15 protein-coding genes are annotated in these 16,962 nt (G+C 37.7%); 1 reads left to right on the plus strand and 14 read right to left on the minus strand.

The window, feature by feature from the left end; translation table 11 throughout:
- Positions 1–344 precede the first annotated feature (344 nt).
- From MHH58_RS06805 to MHH58_RS06840, 8 genes are all read right to left on the minus strand, one after another.
- Entirely contained in the window at positions 345–1,592 is a 1,248-nt protein-coding gene (locus MHH58_RS06805; RefSeq protein WP_341345410.1) for a peptidoglycan bridge formation glycyltransferase FemA/FemB family protein, read from the minus strand.
- A 24-nt stretch (positions 1,593–1,616) separates the two neighbouring features.
- On the minus strand, positions 1,617–2,879 hold the full coding sequence (locus MHH58_RS06810; protein WP_341345411.1) for an aminoacyltransferase: 1,263 nt from the start codon (positions 2,877–2,879) through the stop codon (positions 1,617–1,619).
- Positions 2,880–3,038: 159 nt separating this feature from the next.
- Positions 3,039–3,737 carry a type 1 glutamine amidotransferase gene (locus MHH58_RS06815; protein ID WP_341345412.1) on the minus strand — a complete coding sequence of 233 codons (699 nt, stop codon included), beginning with the start codon at positions 3,735–3,737 and terminating at the stop codon, positions 3,039–3,041.
- Positions 3,738–3,755: 18 nt separating this feature from the next.
- On the minus strand, positions 3,756–5,165 hold the full coding sequence (locus MHH58_RS06820) for a YfcC family protein (RefSeq protein WP_341345413.1): 1,410 nt from the start codon (positions 5,163–5,165) through the stop codon (positions 3,756–3,758).
- A gap of 36 nt (positions 5,166–5,201) precedes the next feature.
- Complete coding sequence (locus tag MHH58_RS06825) at positions 5,202–6,374, minus strand: M20 metallopeptidase family protein (protein ID WP_341345414.1); 1,173 nt, start codon at positions 6,372–6,374, stop codon at positions 5,202–5,204.
- A gap of 128 nt (positions 6,375–6,502) precedes the next feature.
- Positions 6,503–7,795 carry a hypothetical protein gene (locus MHH58_RS06830; RefSeq protein ID WP_341345415.1) on the minus strand — a complete coding sequence of 431 codons (1,293 nt, stop codon included), beginning with the start codon at positions 7,793–7,795 and terminating at the stop codon, positions 6,503–6,505.
- A gap of 62 nt (positions 7,796–7,857) precedes the next feature.
- The gene (locus MHH58_RS06835; protein WP_341345416.1) at positions 7,858–9,105 is read right to left on the minus strand and encodes an aminoacyltransferase; all 1,248 of its coding nucleotides are present in this window, start codon (positions 9,103–9,105) and stop codon (positions 7,858–7,860) included.
- A gap of 563 nt (positions 9,106–9,668) precedes the next feature.
- The gene (locus MHH58_RS06840; RefSeq protein WP_341345417.1) at positions 9,669–10,427 is read right to left on the minus strand and encodes a hypothetical protein; all 759 of its coding nucleotides are present in this window, start codon (positions 10,425–10,427) and stop codon (positions 9,669–9,671) included.
- Positions 10,428–10,842: 415 nt separating this feature from the next.
- Here MHH58_RS06840 and MHH58_RS06845 point away from each other — a divergent pair, with 415 nt between their 5' ends.
- Complete coding sequence (locus tag MHH58_RS06845) at positions 10,843–11,322, plus strand: helix-turn-helix transcriptional regulator (protein WP_341345418.1); 480 nt, start codon at positions 10,843–10,845, stop codon at positions 11,320–11,322.
- Between the two features lie 97 nt (positions 11,323–11,419).
- On the opposite strand, the gene MHH58_RS06850 is transcribed toward MHH58_RS06845, so the two are convergent.
- The 6 genes from MHH58_RS06850 to MHH58_RS06875 form a co-directional block, all read right to left on the minus strand.
- Positions 11,420–11,995, minus strand: a complete 576-nt coding sequence (locus tag MHH58_RS06850; RefSeq protein WP_135096954.1) for a YdhK family protein — start codon at positions 11,993–11,995, stop codon at positions 11,420–11,422.
- 149 nt (positions 11,996–12,144) lie between these two features.
- A complete protein-coding gene (locus MHH58_RS06855; RefSeq protein ID WP_341345419.1) occupies positions 12,145–13,875 on the minus strand; it encodes a GMC family oxidoreductase in 1,731 nt (576 codons plus the stop codon).
- Positions 13,876–13,903: 28 nt separating this feature from the next.
- Entirely contained in the window at positions 13,904–14,686 is a 783-nt protein-coding gene (locus tag MHH58_RS06860) for a gluconate 2-dehydrogenase subunit 3 family protein (protein WP_341345420.1), read from the minus strand.
- A gap of 513 nt (positions 14,687–15,199) precedes the next feature.
- Positions 15,200–15,778 carry a Fic/DOC family protein gene (locus tag MHH58_RS06865; protein ID WP_341345421.1) on the minus strand — a complete coding sequence of 193 codons (579 nt, stop codon included), beginning with the start codon at positions 15,776–15,778 and terminating at the stop codon, positions 15,200–15,202.
- Entirely contained in the window at positions 15,775–15,933 is a 159-nt protein-coding gene (locus MHH58_RS06870) for a hypothetical protein (protein ID WP_341345422.1), read from the minus strand. Before MHH58_RS06870 ends, MHH58_RS06865 begins: the two co-directional genes overlap by 4 nt.
- A 112-nt stretch (positions 15,934–16,045) precedes the next feature.
- The gene (locus tag MHH58_RS06875; protein WP_341345423.1) at positions 16,046–16,897 is read right to left on the minus strand and encodes a hypothetical protein; all 852 of its coding nucleotides are present in this window, start codon (positions 16,895–16,897) and stop codon (positions 16,046–16,048) included.
- Between the last annotated feature and the right edge of the window lie 65 nt (positions 16,898–16,962).

A 16,962-nucleotide genomic window follows, 5' to 3' on the forward strand; every position in this document is an offset into this window, starting at 1 on the left:
CACAGTGACAGGATAAACGGGCTGCCCCGTCATTGTCACTTCCACAGTGGCGCGCGAGCATACAAATCCAACAAAAAAGCAGGCAGCACTTCGAAAGTGCTGCCTGCGCTCCTATTTCAATAGAAGATTATTACAACTATGGTTCTCGCCACATAATAAATAATCAAAAATTTAAGAACCGATTTAAAATACGGCTTGTTTTCTTCTTTTTTAAGTTTAATAATCCCTGCTGCTATTATTCCCGGCAATACCAAATACCAGATTACATAATTATTAAACACAATACTCAACAGCAGCTTAATAAATTCATATATTTCTGCAGCCAGTCCCATGCGTTAAGCCCTTTATATCTTCCCTAGTTTTTTCGCTATCGCATACACGGGTTTGTTGAATACCTTATCAAAGGTGCCCGGCAGTTCTTCGATATACGGTGTAAAACCGCGTTTAAAGCGGTAAACGCCGTAGTCCTGCGCCTGATCAGTAAACTCGCCTGTCAGGCCGAAGAAGTTAAACCGCTTCACGCCTAATTCCTTCGCTTTCTTAATCATTTCCCAAGTCGCAAAGTTCGTGCCTTTAAAGAATGAAAGTTCTGGATAGCTGCCGCTGAACAAATAGACCATCTCGTGGTTATTGTAATAGTACATGCCTGCTGACAAGTCGAGTTCCGTGCCGAATTCAGCTTTGAACTCTTCCATTTTAGCAATGCGCTTGTCCTTACTTGCAAGCTGTTCCTTATGTTCGTTGATGCGTTTTTTCTCGCGTTTGGTCGCTGTACCGTTCGCAGCCTTTTCTTCGATTTCCGCAATGTGACCGAGTTCCGCTTCACGTTCTTCCTCAAGCTGCGACAGATATTTATCGACATTCACATGTGTCATCACTAAGAACATACGGTCTTTCAAAGTATGCAGCAGATTTTTAATCTTCTCTGCCGGCACAGGATCAAAGCCGATGCGTTCTTCCGTTTCTTTATAGATATCGATAAATTTATCGTACTCATCTTCATCGAGCAGCTTTAACTCAAGTGGCATAGTTTCCGTCTGTCGGGTATTGTAGCGCGTCGTCGTATCCATCTGTTTTAAAATATCATCCAGCGGCTTATCGACATCGATGACTGCCTGGAAACGCAGCAACTCTTCTGTAATCAACTCGGTCGTAAAGCCGTGATGCGTATAACCGAGGTTTTCATATAAAGACACAAGCTCCCGGTTATTGCGGGCATCATCTTCAACCACGTTACCATCGTGATCACGCAGCTGGTATACCTGATACGGCGAATGAATCATCTGCAGCGCACCATGCTTCTTTGCATACTGATCGATTTCCTCTAAGAAAAACTTCAAGCGCTCATTCGAAAAGTCACGCAGAAGCGGCCCCGTATGCGACGTAAACAGCCTGAATTTCTTCAGCACCGATGTCGCACTCAGCATAGACACTCCAATTAATTCTTCACCATCATATAAGCCAAGCAAATGCGTTTCATTCACCTTGGAAATATAATCGTAAAACAATTCATCATGGAAATAATGCATATGCCCCTGATAGGTCTGTACAAATAATTTAAATGCTTCTTCTGTTATTGGTTTTACTTCCATCGCTGGATCAAACCTTTCTGTTCTTTACTTATTCAGTCCAAGTTTCGCTTTCACTTTATAGATATTATGCTGCAGCGGCGCAATCACTTTAACGAAATCGCCGACCAGCTCTTCAATCTCCGCATTAAAACCGCGTTTAAAACGATAAACACCGTAGTCTTCTCCGTCTTCAGAGAAATCACCGCTGACACCGTAGAAGTTGTAGCGTGAAATATTATGCTCCATACAATATTTCATCATCTCTAAATGCATTTTATACGGTCCGACAAACTGCGGATACTCAGAAGTACTCGCCCCTGAGTTATACACAAGTTCATACGGCGTTTCGAAGTAAATGCCGGCAGCAAGATCGAGCACGTTGCCTTCCTTCTCGTGAATTACTTTTGCTTCATCAAGATCGCCGGTAAGATTACTCACCTGTTTTTCCATCTCTTTAATCTTATTCAAGGTCTTCTCGTTTTTATTCTCTTTCGCTTGCATCGTCTCTAGACGCTTCGCCACATCCTCTAACTCCTTAGTCAGATTCGCCACGTACTTATCGAGTTCGATATACGCGTAAGGAATCAGAACCTTTTCACCGTAGGCCTTCTTAAAGTTCGAGAAGTATTTCTTCGGATCGGGATGTGTGAAGAAACCCTGGCGTTCTGATGTATCAGCATACAGCTTCACGAATTTATCGATTTCATCCACTTCTAAAAATCTAAGCTCGACACCGTACTTCTGGACTTTCTTCATATTGCGCTTACGCTGGGAGTCGAAAGACTTCACCAGGTCTTTTTCATTGTCAAACGGCGACACATCCAAGACACTCATCCAGCGGGCCTGGGACGTTTTCGAATAGCCGCGTGTAAACCCTTCATGAGCGTAGCCGAGCGACTCCATCAGTTCGATTAACGCATCCTGCGCCGGGTAGTCTTCTTTTTCAACAACGTCTTTATCGTATTTCTTATAAATCCAGTTCGGGTCGACTTTAACGTAAGAGCAATTATTTTTCTTAAGATAGTCCGTTAAACCTTCAAAGTAGAAACGAACCAGCTCTAAATTATGGTAATCGAGCACCGGGCCCCGATTCGAGTAATAGAAATATTTACCCATGACCGTCGGCTGGAGCGTAAAGAGACATGCAGCAATCACTTTGCCGGCATCGTCCTTAACCCCTAGCAGTTTAACAGTCTCGCCATTCATTTCACGGTTGGTTTTATTTTCTATCATTTGAAAAAAGGCAGGCTCATAGCCCTCTTCCATGTAAGATTGATATTCTCTATCAGTAAGTTCTAAGAATTCCATCAGTTTCACTCTCTCTTAAAAGTCTTCTTTTAACCAATAAATTATTTTACATTTTTATATGTATTAATTCAACTATATCATAGTACATGACAACTTTAGTCATGATATATTTAAGCTTGAAATAAAAAATCTGACCAGTGCATACTGATCAGATTTCCCTTAATTCTTTATTGATGATTCAAAGTTATCTAAAATATTAAATAGCCATTTCTTACTATTCTCAACATAAGTATCATTTTTCATCTCTTCTACTGATTGTGCATAATACATTTTAGCTTTCTCTTCATTAGTATGATTGAGTGCATCTTCGATACTCTTAATATTGAATTCTGGATGAAATTGTGTAGCTAACACTTTATCACCAATTGCAAATATTTGATTATCCGTTCTTTCACTAGATCCTAATAAAATGGCTTTCTCTGGCAATTCTACTGAATCAAAGTGGAACTCATAAAATTTACTATTAGAAACATTATTCTTAAGTAAGTGATGTGAATTAACCTTTTCATTAAACTCTACATTATACCAACCGACTTCCGGTTTATCGTGAGGTTTTGCTTCACCCCCAGTAACATCCGCAATAATCTGTGCGCCTAGACAAATACCTAAAATATGTTTATCTTCATCTATATTGTGCTTGGTCCATTCCTTAACTTTAGTTAATGCCGGATACTCTTTTTCTTCATAAGCACCCATTCGACCGCCCAAAATTATAGCCAGATCGAAGTCATTCGTATCAGGCAAATTATACTCCTCATATGATTTATAAATTTCTACTTCATGATTATTTTTTTCAATCCATTCTAAAATAGTTCCTGGTACAACTATAGGATCATTTTGTATAAAACAAATCTTCATTCCAGTTCCTCCTATAAATTACTGCCAATTTATTAACTGTGCAATAACAAGTAATATAGCACCGACTAAATACCAAGTTATAATTAATGGGATTATAAACTTCAGCCACTTAGTATACGGTATCTTAGAAAGTGCTAATGTCGCCATGAAATAACCCGATGTCGGATAAAAAATATGACTGAACCCATCACCAATTTGGAAAGCAAGGACTGACACTTGTCTTGATACCCCTGTGATATCAGCCAGCCCGCCCATAATCGGCATGGAAATCATCGCTTGTCCACTGGATGATGGAATAACAAAGTTCAGCAGACCTTGTACTGCCATCATAATTGTTGGTGTAATTGAGTGAGGTACAATTTGAGTAATGACACCTAATCCATTGACGATTGTATCGATAATTTGACCGTCATTAAGAATAACCGACACTGCTCTAGCTAAACCAACTACTGCTGCCCCTAGGATAATATTTTTAAATCCTTCATTGAAGGCAATTGCTATAGTATCTAACTTCATTCCAACAATTAAACCTGTTAAAATACCTATCCCTGCATATAGTCCAGCAAGTTCTTTAAAATACCAACCCCAATTGATGAGTCCATAAATCATCAAAATTACTCCTGCTAAAATCACAAACGTTGCAATCAATTGCCTTGTTGTCGCTTTTGGAATATTTGTTATATCTTGCTCAAACTCTGCATCTACTTCATGATCACCATAGAGTAGACTTTGTTTAGGATCTTTCTTAACTTTAAGTGCGTACTTCATTAAAAAGACAATACCTATAGTCAAAAAAATTGCTAGAGCAATCATTCTATAGCCAATCCCTGAATATAGTTTAAGCTCAACCAATTGTTGTGCAATACCAACTGTCGCAGGTGCTGTTAATGCTAAAGAGTAACCTGCAATTGTCGAAATTAGTGCAATAGCAGTTCCTGTAATTCTGTCATATCCAAGTTTCAACATAAGTGGGATGACAACAGGTACATATACTAAAACGAGTTCTACCGCCCCTGTAAAAGCGGTTAAAAGTGCCATTGGAATCATTAAAAAAGGAATAATTAATACTCCACGGTTTGCAAAAGAATGTGCTAATTTACTAATTCCCAGTTCAATAATGCCTGTTTTTTCAAGAACTGCGAACATACCGCCGATCATCAATATTCCAAAGAATATTTCAGATGCTTGTATAAGCCCTTCAGGAATCGAAAATAATAAATCCGATATACTTAAGTATGTTTTTTCAATAACTTCGAATGTACCTGGTATTAATACCTCGGCTCCTGTCGGGCCCTCTTCTGTTTGAAATTTACCAGATGGTACAATTAAAGTTGCTAAGTATGCCACAATTATCATTATTACTAAAATTACATATATATGTGGCAGAGCGAACTGTTTTTTTCCAACCCTTTTGTTCTGTTTATTCATATTTCATCCCCCTTGGTTGCAAATTTACCTAAAAAGTCAATCTTCTTTATAACTAGACATTTTTAATGCTGTTTGAATATGCAACGCTGCTCCATATTTCATTGCTTCTTCATCAAAAGTAAATTTCGGATGGTGCAATGCTTTATCAATGTTTGCTTCAGGGTTACCAGATCCTACGAATAAAAAGTTTCCAGGAATCTCTTTTAAATATGAGCCAAAATCTTCGCTAATCATTTGCGGCATAATTTCGACTGCTTTCCCATCGTCAATTTTTTCATTAATTAAGTTAGCTACAGCCTCTGTAAGATAAGGTGTATTGATGACAGCATCAGCACCTCTTTGCCATTTCATCTCAATATTACAATCAGATACTAACGCAAAATGGTCTGTAATCGTTTTCATTTTTTCTTTCAAAAAAATTCTTGTTTTTTCTGAGAAACTTCTGATGCATCCCGATAATTTAGCATTATCCGGCATTACATTATTAGCAAATCCGGCATTAAATGTTGTGACAGAAATAATTGCTTGATCATTTGCATCAACTTGTCTAGCAACTACTTGATTAAATGCATTAATTAACTGTGTGCCGACATATATTGCATCTGTTGTTGTATGTGGCATAGCCGCATGTCCGCCTTTACCTTTGATATCAATTGAAAATCCATCTGAGGCAGACATCATTCTTCCTGAAGCAAGACCAAATTGTCCTACCGGGAAATTGTTATTTAAATGAACACCAAAAATGTAGTCTGCTTCCGATAAATGACCGGTACTCAAGATTTCCAACGCTCCAGTCGCTAATTCTTCTGCATGTTGAAAGAGAAACCAAATTTGTCCATCGATTTCTTTCTCCTTTTCTCCTAATGTTTTAGCAGCAGCTAGTAACATTGCAGTATGCCCATCATGACCACAGGCATGCATGATACCTCCTTTACTTGATTTAAATGATAAATCTGTCTGCTCGTCAATTGGCAAAGCATCAATATCAGATCGAAGCACTACTGTTTTATCAGTGTTGTTTCCTTTTAACTTAGCAATAACGCTGGTTGGTGTAGGCCGAACAAGTTCAAAGTTCCCATCAAAAGAATTTAACTCTTTGATTATGTAATCAACTGTATTTGATTCATGATTAGACAGTTCAGGATTCTCATGTAAATATCGACGCCACCTTAGCATATCCTGAAATAAATCATCTGTAATTTGTTGCATTTTACCCCTCTTTTCGGACTATTTTCGGTCATGACCATAATATATTTTAATTTTATCGCATTGTCAATAAATATTTTGAAAATTTCATATAATAAAAAAAGACAGGGTTTGTATCCTGTCTTTTGAACCTACTTAAACTTAATTTTATATTTTTTTCTTGGACGGCCTTGCTTTAAAGCTTGATCTTCACCATTTTTCTCAGCGAAACCCGCTTGTTCTAATAACATCAGTACTCTTCTCGCACTTCTCGGCTGTATACTCAATGCGTTTGCCATAGCGTTAGCTGTGAATGTGTCTTCATCTCTTTCTTTCATAGCTGTTGCTATATTTATTATTGTATTTAAACTCAATGAAGTTTGATTACTAATTTCTTTGTATTTCTCTTGATCGGAGTCCATTATGGTCAATTGAGACGAACTTAGTGGCCCAATTATTTTTTTATCTTGAAAATGTACGTACCAGGAACCTACTCCTCTTTGCTGAGCATTGTGTAAAGCTTTTAATGAGTTCGTTTCTGCTTCATAAGCTGTTTTTCCGAGACCTATACCTGATATTACAACATCTAAATTTAACGACTTAGCACTTTTAAAAGAAAATTTTTCAGTGAAATCTTTAGTCACATTCTTCATCATTCCACGCGTTGAAAATATAGCATATCTCCCTGGTCCTATTTCCTTTAAAGAACCATTTATTTTTTTAGAATAATATAGTAAATCTGATACATTTCTCATTTCCATATGGTGAAGTTCATCTGATGTATCAATATAGTTATTCCTATTTCTTAAAGAATCAATTTCAATCATTTGGACAGCAATTTGCGTGTCTTTAAATTTTTCCATTTCCATATGTCTTAATAAAAGATTGGTCGTTGCTTTTATACTACTTACTGCTAAAGTAATCCTTTCGACAGGAATATTCAGCTCAAGTAATTGTTGTTGAATATTCCAAACGCAAGTCAAAGCGATGACTGTATCACCGTTCTCATACAATCGTTTATGATGGTCAACAACTTTATCAAGATTTTCAATATTTTCAATAACTCGACTTTCGTCAAAGGACATCTTTAGTTCTTTGAATACAGTTTCTATTTCTTCACTTTTGATTGTATCAAAACTCATCTGATTAACATTTAATCCTTTTTCTTTTAAAAGTAAGTAGAGTGACTTATATAAGCTTGAACCAGAGTACTCAAAATAAAATAAAGGATGAGCTGTTGGAATTCTTGTTGCGTATATATATGGCGAATATCCTGAAAACAACCATACATCCACTGAATTTTCATGTTCGGACATTAAACTGTGTAATTCTTCTTCTTTGGTATGATTAATTTTCACTACAATTATCTCTTGGTACTCTCCCAATACCTTAGCTATAAAATCTATATTATCTTCTACCGCAATCAGTCCTACACGCACTTTCATATCTAACACCCTTTTTTTGTTTGATAAAAAGCCTAATCATCAATCTGATTAGGCTTTCTCTTTTACCCTCGTATTTTATTAATCATTTGATATGTTTTATAAGCAGGTCCATTAATCGGTTTGATAAAGTCCCCGATATATTCATTCACGACAGCATTGAATCCTTTTTTAAACTGAATGACGCCGTAGTCTTCGGCATTCTCCGTAAAGTCTCCGCTGATGCCGTAGAAGTTATACTGGTCTATACCCTGATCCAGGGCATACTGAATCATCGTCCACTGGATTAAATAGCTTCCCGCGAAATGTCTGAAGTCGTTATCAGTCCCGCCGGACAGGTATGTTACTTCATGCGGTGTGACGATAAAGTAAGCACTCGACAGCGGCAATTCTTTGCCGTGAGATTCAAGCAGCTCTTTACCTTCCTGTAATTTCGCATCAATGTTCTCCAGCTGTTCAGTCAGGTTCTTCACCTTGTTCTGGTTCTTCTCATTATCCGGATCACGCTCAAGCGCACGTTCCGCTTTATCTATATTCTTTTCCATCTTCGCCTTCTCCTTGGCAATAGATGCATTATAATCTTCAAGATCCACATAGACCATCGGAATCATGACCTGATCTTTAAAGTAGCGTTTTCTGTCTATATAAAAACTGTCATCTCTGTCGAAGAATTCCTTCATCTCCGAAGTATCCTTCATGAACTTGCGGAAGATATCGATATTATCCAGGTCTAAATATTTAATGTGCAGACCGTGCTTCTCCGCTTTTTTAATATTTCTCCGTCTGAGATTATCCATATCATCAAAGACTTCTTTTTTATCTTTCCCTGCCAGATTCAGCACCGAATGCCAGCGAACCTGCACAATCGGGTCAAACCCGTTTTTAAAGCCGTCATGCTCATAGCCCAATGCTTTAAAATTATCGAAGATATAATCGTTCTCCATGCTTTCGATGACTTCACCTTCGTGGTTGCGTTTGTTTATCACTTCGTACGGATCGACACGCAGGTACATGACCTTCTTCGGTTTTAAGAACTTTGTCAAGCCGTCAAAGAAAGTTTTGAACACTGCTTCATCGCTGTAATCGAGTACCGGGCCTCTGTTGGTATATGCATATTTAAACACTTTCATTACGGGTGTCAGTGTAATGAGGCAGGCCGCCTTCACCGTATCCCCATCTTTGACACCGACTAAATAAGTTTCAATGCCGCTGTCTTTTTTTAATTTATAATTTTGTTCCGTCTGGGTAAAATGACTGAAATTCTGCTTCGTATAGTCATTGAATTCTTCTAAAGATAACTCTGTAAATTGCATAATGGCACTCCCGTTCATCAATTCTCAATCTCTAATATAGTAACAGATTTCATCGTGTGTTTCATCTAATACATGGACAGGCAAGCCTTATTTAAGGAATTTATTGAAATGCTTGGTCAGACGATAAAGGTCTCCCCGCCTATGCGGGGACGCTGGACCCTTTGGTTAGGGGTTGTCCGCGTTCAAGTACGACGGTGAAGCGGCGCTGTACTTGAAACTCTTATAAAGTACGACGCGAAATGCCCGTCGTATCTCAACCTCTGTTCAAATCCAACGGCGACACCCTGTCATACTCCAAACACTGTTAAAGGACTACACCAAAACACCGTCGTATCTGAAGGACTGGCAAAATACGACGCGTCTCTGGTGTTGTACTTTGTTCAAATAAGTGAATTGCGCAAAATCATTCTCCAAAGATGAAGCATACTTAAAATATTTCCGTTTCCTCTATGTAACTTTCATGATAGGAAACACAAAAATCGCTGGCAGTATAATATGTCAGCGATTTTTGTTACTTATATATTATATGTTTTTCTATATACATATCTTTCTTTTATGACGAATTATCGTGTCATCCAATCCGAGATAGCATTTATTATTGTTTCAATAAATCCATAGTAAAAATCGATGAATACTAATGATAGCAATAAAATAACTAAAATTAACATCTTCAAAAAATAATTCCTACCTAATAACTTGAAGGCTTCTTTATATATGTTGATTTTGATGATGTTCTTTATAAAGTAGGACAACATATATGTGTAGAGGAAAATCCTCATAATCACAAAGATAAAAATAGGCCATGTCTCATTAAAATCCATTCCCATTTTAAAAATTGCCATAAACCCTGATAAAGCTGTCGTAAATAAATTAGAGAAACTTGAAAAATCTAGTTCAGGCAATTGTTGACTATACTTTATTATGAAATCAGGTATATATAGTGAAGATAATAAAATTAGTAAAAAGATAATATGTTTCACTATAACTCTTCCAACTTTTATTCTTTCTTGTTTTGCAATAATAATACTACGGAAAATAGCAATAATACCTATTAATAAAATGACTATAATTATTACTTGATTGAATGACAGTACCAAAAATATAATTAACAGTCCTGATACGACACCCAATATATTATTCGGTTCCGTTTGATTATTCTTAATCTCATTTTTGTATCTCTCCTCATAAAGCGAAATATTCATATAAGAAGTGCCATCTTTATGCTCTTGAGATAATTGATAAGCCGTTAAAATAATACTAATAACAGTCAGTATCACACTCAAATAGTTAACCCATTCATTTAAACTTTCTATTTCTCCCATAATTCCCTCCGCTGACAAAATTAATAAAGTATTTTGTATCACATCTTAAAGTATATATTAAGTAAAACAAGTTATATTTTCTCATAGATTTAGCTTTATCTTTTATAAATCCCCTGTATTCTTCCCCTCCTACGTATTCTGTTTCTGAGATTTTCCAAATACTACCACAGGTCTATTAGGCTCTATCTTCGATTCTACAGAATTCGTCTATTTAAACGAACTTAAAATATCGATTCGCCTTTTAAGACGAATTATAATACAATATAAGCACTACATAAAGGAGCTGATTTCCATAATATCTATGCTGATTTTGGACGTGTCTAACAGTACGAAGGCGCCTCCTGAAATATATAACCATCTCTCATTCATAGAACGCAAACTTCGAAGTTTAAATACAGACAATAATAAACTATATATGAATTACCGTATGGGTGAAGAGCTGTTTATCATATCCTCACAGCCGTATTACACTATTTTGTTATCATTTTACGCAAAATCATTATGGCCTGCTTCAAATTTTCCTTTAAAATGCAGTTTCCATACCGTAGATGATTCTTATCCTGAATACAATCCGGACCGCTGGGACCACCCTGCTATAAAAGCAGTAAGAGAATCGCTTGAAGCAATTAAAAAATCAAAAGTGCAGGATTTCTCAAGTCCTGATATGCCAAAAGGTATCGAAATTGCGTTAATGTATGCGACTGATATTTTCAGAACTGTGACCCCTCTGCAGCAGGAAGTCATGCAGTATTATTTAACAGGAATCAGTCAGAAGGAAATAGCAAAACTGACGCAAAGATCTGTCTCGACCATTTCCAAACACGTACAAGTTTCTCGGGTTAAACAGCTGTCCGAAATTATTGATTACGTTATAGAACATTATGAAATGGAATAAAAATCAATAAAATTCGCTTAATTAAACGGATTTTAAGGTTTAAAATTAAACATCGCTGCCAGATTTACTGACAGCGATGTTCTTTATCCTAGTAATTCTATTCTGCAGCTTCGAGTTCTGCTTCAGTTACCCATTTGTGATTTTCGACCGGATCTCCGGTTTCCGTATCCACGTAACTAATCATATATACGGTAGTCTGTTCAGCTGAATCCACAGTGGCTGTTGCGCCTTCCATGCCTTCCATATGAGTAGCATTCATGACTGCTTCGTCACCTTGCTCCAAGGGCGCCTCACCTGGGTCTTCCAATTCTTCATGCACTACCCACTTATGATTCTCTACCGGGTCACCGCCAGTTGTCGGAGTATACGATACTTCATAAGCTGTCGTGTCATACGCACCGGTAATCGTTGCGATAGCACCATCCATACCCGGCATATGATCAGTAAGTATCATCGCTTCACTGTCTACAGGATATTTTGGATCCTCAGCCTCCTCGAGAGTGTCAGGTACTTCTCCGGAACTAGAATGATCCATTTCTTCATGACTTCCCTCTTCCTCCAGTGGTTTCCCTGGCGTTCCTTCTTCAGCCGGCTCTTCTTCAGCATTACTGCACGAAGCGAGCAGCAGACCTGCTGAGATAATGGTTGCTGATAAAAACTTCTTGCTCTTCATTTAAAATACCTCCTATTTGTAACTAATTCTATTCTTATACCCCAGATAGGTATTTTAAATCTTATTAACTCTTTTTTGTAAAATAGAGCTTCTAATGATTATCTTGAAATATCAAAAATAAACACACGCAAATTTTGCGTGTGTTTATTTTAATCTTCTAATCTCTGTTCGTCTTTATGATATTTAATTATTCCTTCAGCACAGCGATATGCTATCGCACCGACTGTTCCTGTCGGGTTATTTCCGGAGTTGTGTACAAATGTACTCGAGCCTGCAACAAACAAGTTGTCGCGATCCCAGTGCTGTAGCCACGTGTTTACTACACTATTCTCAGGATCTGTCCCCATCGGTGTACCCCCTGAGATGTTAGTTGATTGATAAGGTACAATATCGTATTCACCGATATCATCATTTTCTACATCTATATGATTAGCACCCATTTTTTCTACAATTTCTTCACATCGTTCTGTCAGATATTTATTTCTGGCATTATCTTGTTCTGTCCAATTATAGGTGAGCATGACTTGTGAATTTCCGAATGCATCCTTGTATGTATCATCTAAATCCAAGTAATGATCTCTATGCGGTCCAGTATGGGCCATCGAATACACTTCTAAGGTTCTTGTAAAGTTATTAATTGATTCTTTTTTAAATTCTTCTCCCCACTCAGGAGTACCCTTACGGATTGTGTTCGATAAGATAGGACGGTCGCCTGTTTGAACAAAGTGAATTGATCCGCCGTGTATAAAATCAAGGTCATCATGATCAAAGTTATCACCGTTAAAATCATCCAGAATCATACCAAGCGCACCTGCACCCATAAATGTATTGAACTGTTCATCAAAGAAACCGGTAGCACCCAAACCTGTTTGGTAACAATAATTACTACCGAGTGTTCCTTCCTCTGTTTCAGGGTCATATTGTTCGCCAATCTCTGAAACTCTGAGCAATTTATAGTTATTAAACAGGAAGCTCGTTAAGACAACAATATCTGCTGGCTGGAAAAATTCCTCTCGCGTTTCAGTATCTATGAACTTCACACCAGTTACTTTTTTATCATCATCTTCATCGGTAACAATTTCAGTCACGTTTGAATTATAGCGGACTTCATAGTTTCCAGTTTTTTCTGCTGTTTTTAATACAGTCACATCAGGAGTTGCTTTTGCATCATACTCACATGCGAAACGTTCACAGAAGGCGCAATATTGACACTGATTCAACACTTCACCGTCAGGATTCTCATAATTCTGTGACATGTTAGCAGACGGCATCATAATTGGATGTAAATCTAACTCTTGAGCTGCTTTTTCAAACATTTTTAAAGTTTTTGTTTTAATCATCGGCGGGTTTGGATATGGACTTGAACGCTCTTCACCGAGCGGGTTTTCTTCACCGCTTACCCCAGCAGTTTTTTCGAATTTATCATAGTATTTTTCCATCTCATCAAAGGTGATACCCCAGTCGCGATAACGAAGACCAGAATCTTCTCCAAGTTTATCTTTTCCGTACTTTTCTTCTGTCATTGTCTTAATTTCAAAATCATAAGGCATGTAACGGTCAGTTTGACCATTCCAGTGCGTACCGGCGCCCCCTCGTCCATTACCAGGTAAAAATGAACCTAAACGACGGACAGGCAGTGCACGTTCGTCTCTGGAATTTCTAAAAGTTAAAGTTTCAACTGAAGTGTCCTGCATCAGTTCGTAGCGCTGGGCATACTTCAATTCATCATGCACATGCTGATAATCAGTGGTATCCCGGTAAGGTCCACGCTCTAAACTTTTAACTTTCAGTCCTTCTTTCGCAGTTTCTGCAGCAACAATTCCGCCTGTCCAGCCGGCTCCAATCGTTATAACGTCTACTTTATCTAACTCTTTTGCCATTTCCTTATCCTCCTACAATCTCAACTTCCTAGCCAAAATTAGGCATTGGCTCGATATCCTGAAATTCATCGGTATCAATGGTATCTAAATAAGAATGCTGATGTCCCGGGAACTGTTTCATCTTCCACCCGGCCATATCTCTATTTCCTCTGTAAATCGGATCTGAATATACACCCTCTAAGGTTGCAGTACGTAACAGCTGAAAGAAAAAGCCTGCTGTCGCTGTACTTTTAGGGACATTGAAATCAACTTCATCTGTTTCAAAGTCTTTCAAAATATCGTCCTGCTGCTCAGCTTCTAATTCGGCGAACGATGTATCGTGCCGATCGCTTGCTTCATCTTGCAATTTTCGAATTCCAAGTTTAAAGTATGATGCACGGTTTAAATTAGATTGATAACCCTGTGTTTCTTTTCCTTCGTGGAAAGGTCCTTGCATATATTCTCTCGAATTATGTCCGTATGCACCTGCAAGCTGACCATCTAAAAAGTAAGCTGCACCGAGTTCTTTTGCACCCGGTCCCATATCTGATTCAGGAAATATTCTTTCCATAGCCGCTTCAATAGTGTTGAAATCTTCATCATTGCTGAAGAATACGCGTCCTTGTTCCGGAATATTTGCGCCGAGATCACTACTGTCATTTGAGTCTCCGGCATTGTGGGATTCATTGTCCGTGACAGCTTCATCATTCTCTGCGTCCTGCACATTAAAACCAATCAAGCCACCGAGCAGGCTGCCACCGATAATGCCTCCAGTAGCAACTCCTGTGGTTTTTAAGAAATCACGTCGTGAAAATTGCTTTTCATTCGCCATTTCATTTACCCCCGTATCTTTTTCATAAAAATTATATTTACAAATATATCCTGCAATAGATAATTATAACACTATTAAAATATTATGTAAGAGGCTTAAGGAAATATAAGTTTAAGTTGATAATCATAATTATAAAATATTATTACCACAGATAATGAAACTTTCAGTATATTATTAAAGCTTTGATGCGTAATAAAATAAAAAAGCATCCGGTTACCCGAACGCTTCCTATCTATTAATACAATGAATGCAGCAAATCAATTAGTGTTTTTTCTTTTCAGATTTATACAATACTCATTTCGAGTTCTTTACCCACAGCTTGAGTAATCCAGCTCAGCATTTCCACAGTAGTGCTCACCTGTGCATTACTATAACTGCAGTTTTAAGACGAATGGCTTCCGTATCATATGTCATTTTACGCTCAGGATTATCTTCAATAGCACGCGCTTTGATTTCATACATTCTGGACATAAAACTACTCCCATTGAAAAGCATAATTTAACATTTTCATTATTAAAATTCCCTTAACGATTTTAAAAATACTTTTTCTAGCTTTCCCGTGTCATATTGAGATGAAATCATAGCTTCCATATACTCATTATTATCCATCAGATCTATACTCCAATCGTAACCCTTACTCTTAGCGACCTCTCTAATTACCAATCGGATAGTTCTTCCATTTCCTTCACGGAATGGATGGATCATATTCAACTCTGTTTTAAAGTAAGACAATCGCTCTGCAGCTTCCTCTACGGAATTCCATGAACTTTCATTATTTATTGCTCTGCATAATATACTTAATTGTTCTTCTATAAATTGAGGTTCACAAAACCTTGTTTTATCTTTCATTAACGTTTTATCTCTTATTTCTCCTCCAAATACATATAAATCACCGAATAATTTTTTATGCAGTATAGTTACTGTATTGGGGCTAAGGGGTAACAAGAAATCTAAACCATCTTCTTCTATTTTCGAAGACGATAAATAAAAAGCAACTCTTTCGAGCTGCTCGAGTTCTTTCATATTTTGCGCACCCAAAAGATTAGATTTTAATAAATACTCCTCTTGGCCTTGTGTATTATACTTTGTCATTTTAAGGCTATTTTCCTAATTATTTCGTTGGTAATTTTTTTATTAGAATTAATAACTTCCAGTATTAACTGTTGCTGTTCTTTAGAAACTTTCATACCTTCTAATTCTAAATTTTTAGCGATTTGTTTATTAATTTTTGAATCCATAGTTAACATATAAACCGCCTCCTCATGACTCTATTATAACATGATTTAATAGGTGATGTCCTTTTCATTATCTTTATTATTCCGTAAGTAATTACATATCTTTTTTTGCCATTCCTATATATTACCCTTGATACATCCCCAGTATTCTTTTCCACTCCTGCTGGGCATCCTGATCTCCTGATATTTCAAACTCAACTCCTGGCGGGAATTCTCCGTACGTTCCTTCATCATCGTATTCACCAAAGCCTGATGAGAAGCTCATTTGTTCCCTTTTACCAATCAGCTCATAAACCACACCGTTGTCGGCCAGCATATACTTGTGGATATTTGTATCCGGCAGCGCTAATCTGGAGTAGCCTTCAGCTGTACCCGGGAATGGTGCGTCCGCATCTTCTCCAAAGTCTCCGCTTGCAGGCTGATAAAATGCCACTCCGCCGACAGCATGAATATCAAAATGATCGAAGCCGGGGTTATCCTGATTTTGAGTTTGTACTTCACCGTCAGGCGTCATAGCATACCAATCTCCGCGTCCTGCTGCTCCATGACTGAAGTACATATTGGTTACTGCCATATTTCCAATTTCGGCGCGTTCTATCGCCCAGTCATAGAAGTGCTGGGTCATTTCCTGCTGTTCTTCCATAGTGAACTCTTTTACAGCGAGTTCAGCTGTTTCTTCTTCAACAGCTGCAGATTTTTCACTATCATCCGGGTCATTCTGCGATGCCGCTTCATCTTCTGAGTCTTCTGCCTTATCCGCTTCACTAGCCGTATTTTCTTCGGCTTCTTCTTTTTCTTCCTCTGCAAGTTCTTTACGCAGCTCTTCATTTTCTTTTTCTAATTCCGTCAACTCATCATCGGATTGTTCTTCAGTAGACGCTGTTTCTTCCTGACTGTCAGCTTCACTTTGTTCAGTCTGTCCATCGCCGCAAGCACTGACAAACAGAATCATGACTAACACACTTAACCTTTTCACATAACTTCCCCTCTCTCAAATTAAGCTTGGTCCATTACTTATAATATATACATTTACGCCAGCGA

Origin of the sequence: Jeotgalicoccus sp. FSL K6-3177 (genome assembly GCF_038050175.1) — a bacterium.
Lineage (GTDB): Bacteria > Bacillota > Bacilli > Staphylococcales > Salinicoccaceae > Jeotgalicoccus > Jeotgalicoccus nanhaiensis.

What these genes read in the sequence shown, in the direction of transcription:
- MHH58_RS06815 (WP_341345412.1), bottom strand. Translation starts at nt 3,737, where the DNA reads ATGAAGATTTGTTTTATACAAAATGATCCTATAGTTGTACCAGGAACT.
- MHH58_RS06810 (WP_341345411.1), bottom strand. Translation starts at nt 2,879, where the DNA reads ATGGAATTCTTAGAACTTACTGATAGAGAATATCAATCTTACATGGAA.
- MHH58_RS06840 (WP_341345417.1), bottom strand. Translation starts at nt 10,427, where the DNA reads ATGGGAGAAATAGAAAGTTTAAATGAATGGGTTAACTATTTGAGTGTG.
- MHH58_RS06845 (WP_341345418.1), top strand. Translation starts at nt 10,843, where the DNA reads ATGAATTACCGTATGGGTGAAGAGCTGTTTATCATATCCTCACAGCCG.
- MHH58_RS06805 (WP_341345410.1), bottom strand. Translation starts at nt 1,592, where the DNA reads ATGGAAGTAAAACCAATAACAGAAGAAGCATTTAAATTATTTGTACAG.
- MHH58_RS06820 (WP_341345413.1), bottom strand. Translation starts at nt 5,165, where the DNA reads ATGAATAAACAGAACAAAAGGGTTGGAAAAAAACAGTTCGCTCTGCCA.
- MHH58_RS06855 (WP_341345419.1), bottom strand. Translation starts at nt 13,875, where the DNA reads ATGGCAAAAGAGTTAGATAAAGTAGACGTTATAACGATTGGAGCCGGC.
- MHH58_RS06850 (WP_135096954.1), bottom strand. Translation starts at nt 11,995, where the DNA reads ATGAAGAGCAAGAAGTTTTTATCAGCAACCATTATCTCAGCAGGTCTG.
- MHH58_RS06830 (WP_341345415.1), bottom strand. Translation starts at nt 7,795, where the DNA reads ATGAAAGTGCGTGTAGGACTGATTGCGGTAGAAGATAATATAGATTTT.
- MHH58_RS06825 (WP_341345414.1), bottom strand. Translation starts at nt 6,374, where the DNA reads ATGCAACAAATTACAGATGATTTATTTCAGGATATGCTAAGGTGGCGT.
- MHH58_RS06860 (WP_341345420.1), bottom strand. Translation starts at nt 14,686, where the DNA reads ATGGCGAATGAAAAGCAATTTTCACGACGTGATTTCTTAAAAACCACA.
- MHH58_RS06835 (WP_341345416.1), bottom strand. Translation starts at nt 9,105, where the DNA reads ATGCAATTTACAGAGTTATCTTTAGAAGAATTCAATGACTATACGAAG.
- MHH58_RS06870 (WP_341345422.1), bottom strand. Translation starts at nt 15,933, where the DNA reads ATGTTAACTATGGATTCAAAAATTAATAAACAAATCGCTAAAAATTTA.
- MHH58_RS06865 (WP_341345421.1), bottom strand. Translation starts at nt 15,778, where the DNA reads ATGACAAAGTATAATACACAAGGCCAAGAGGAGTATTTATTAAAATCT.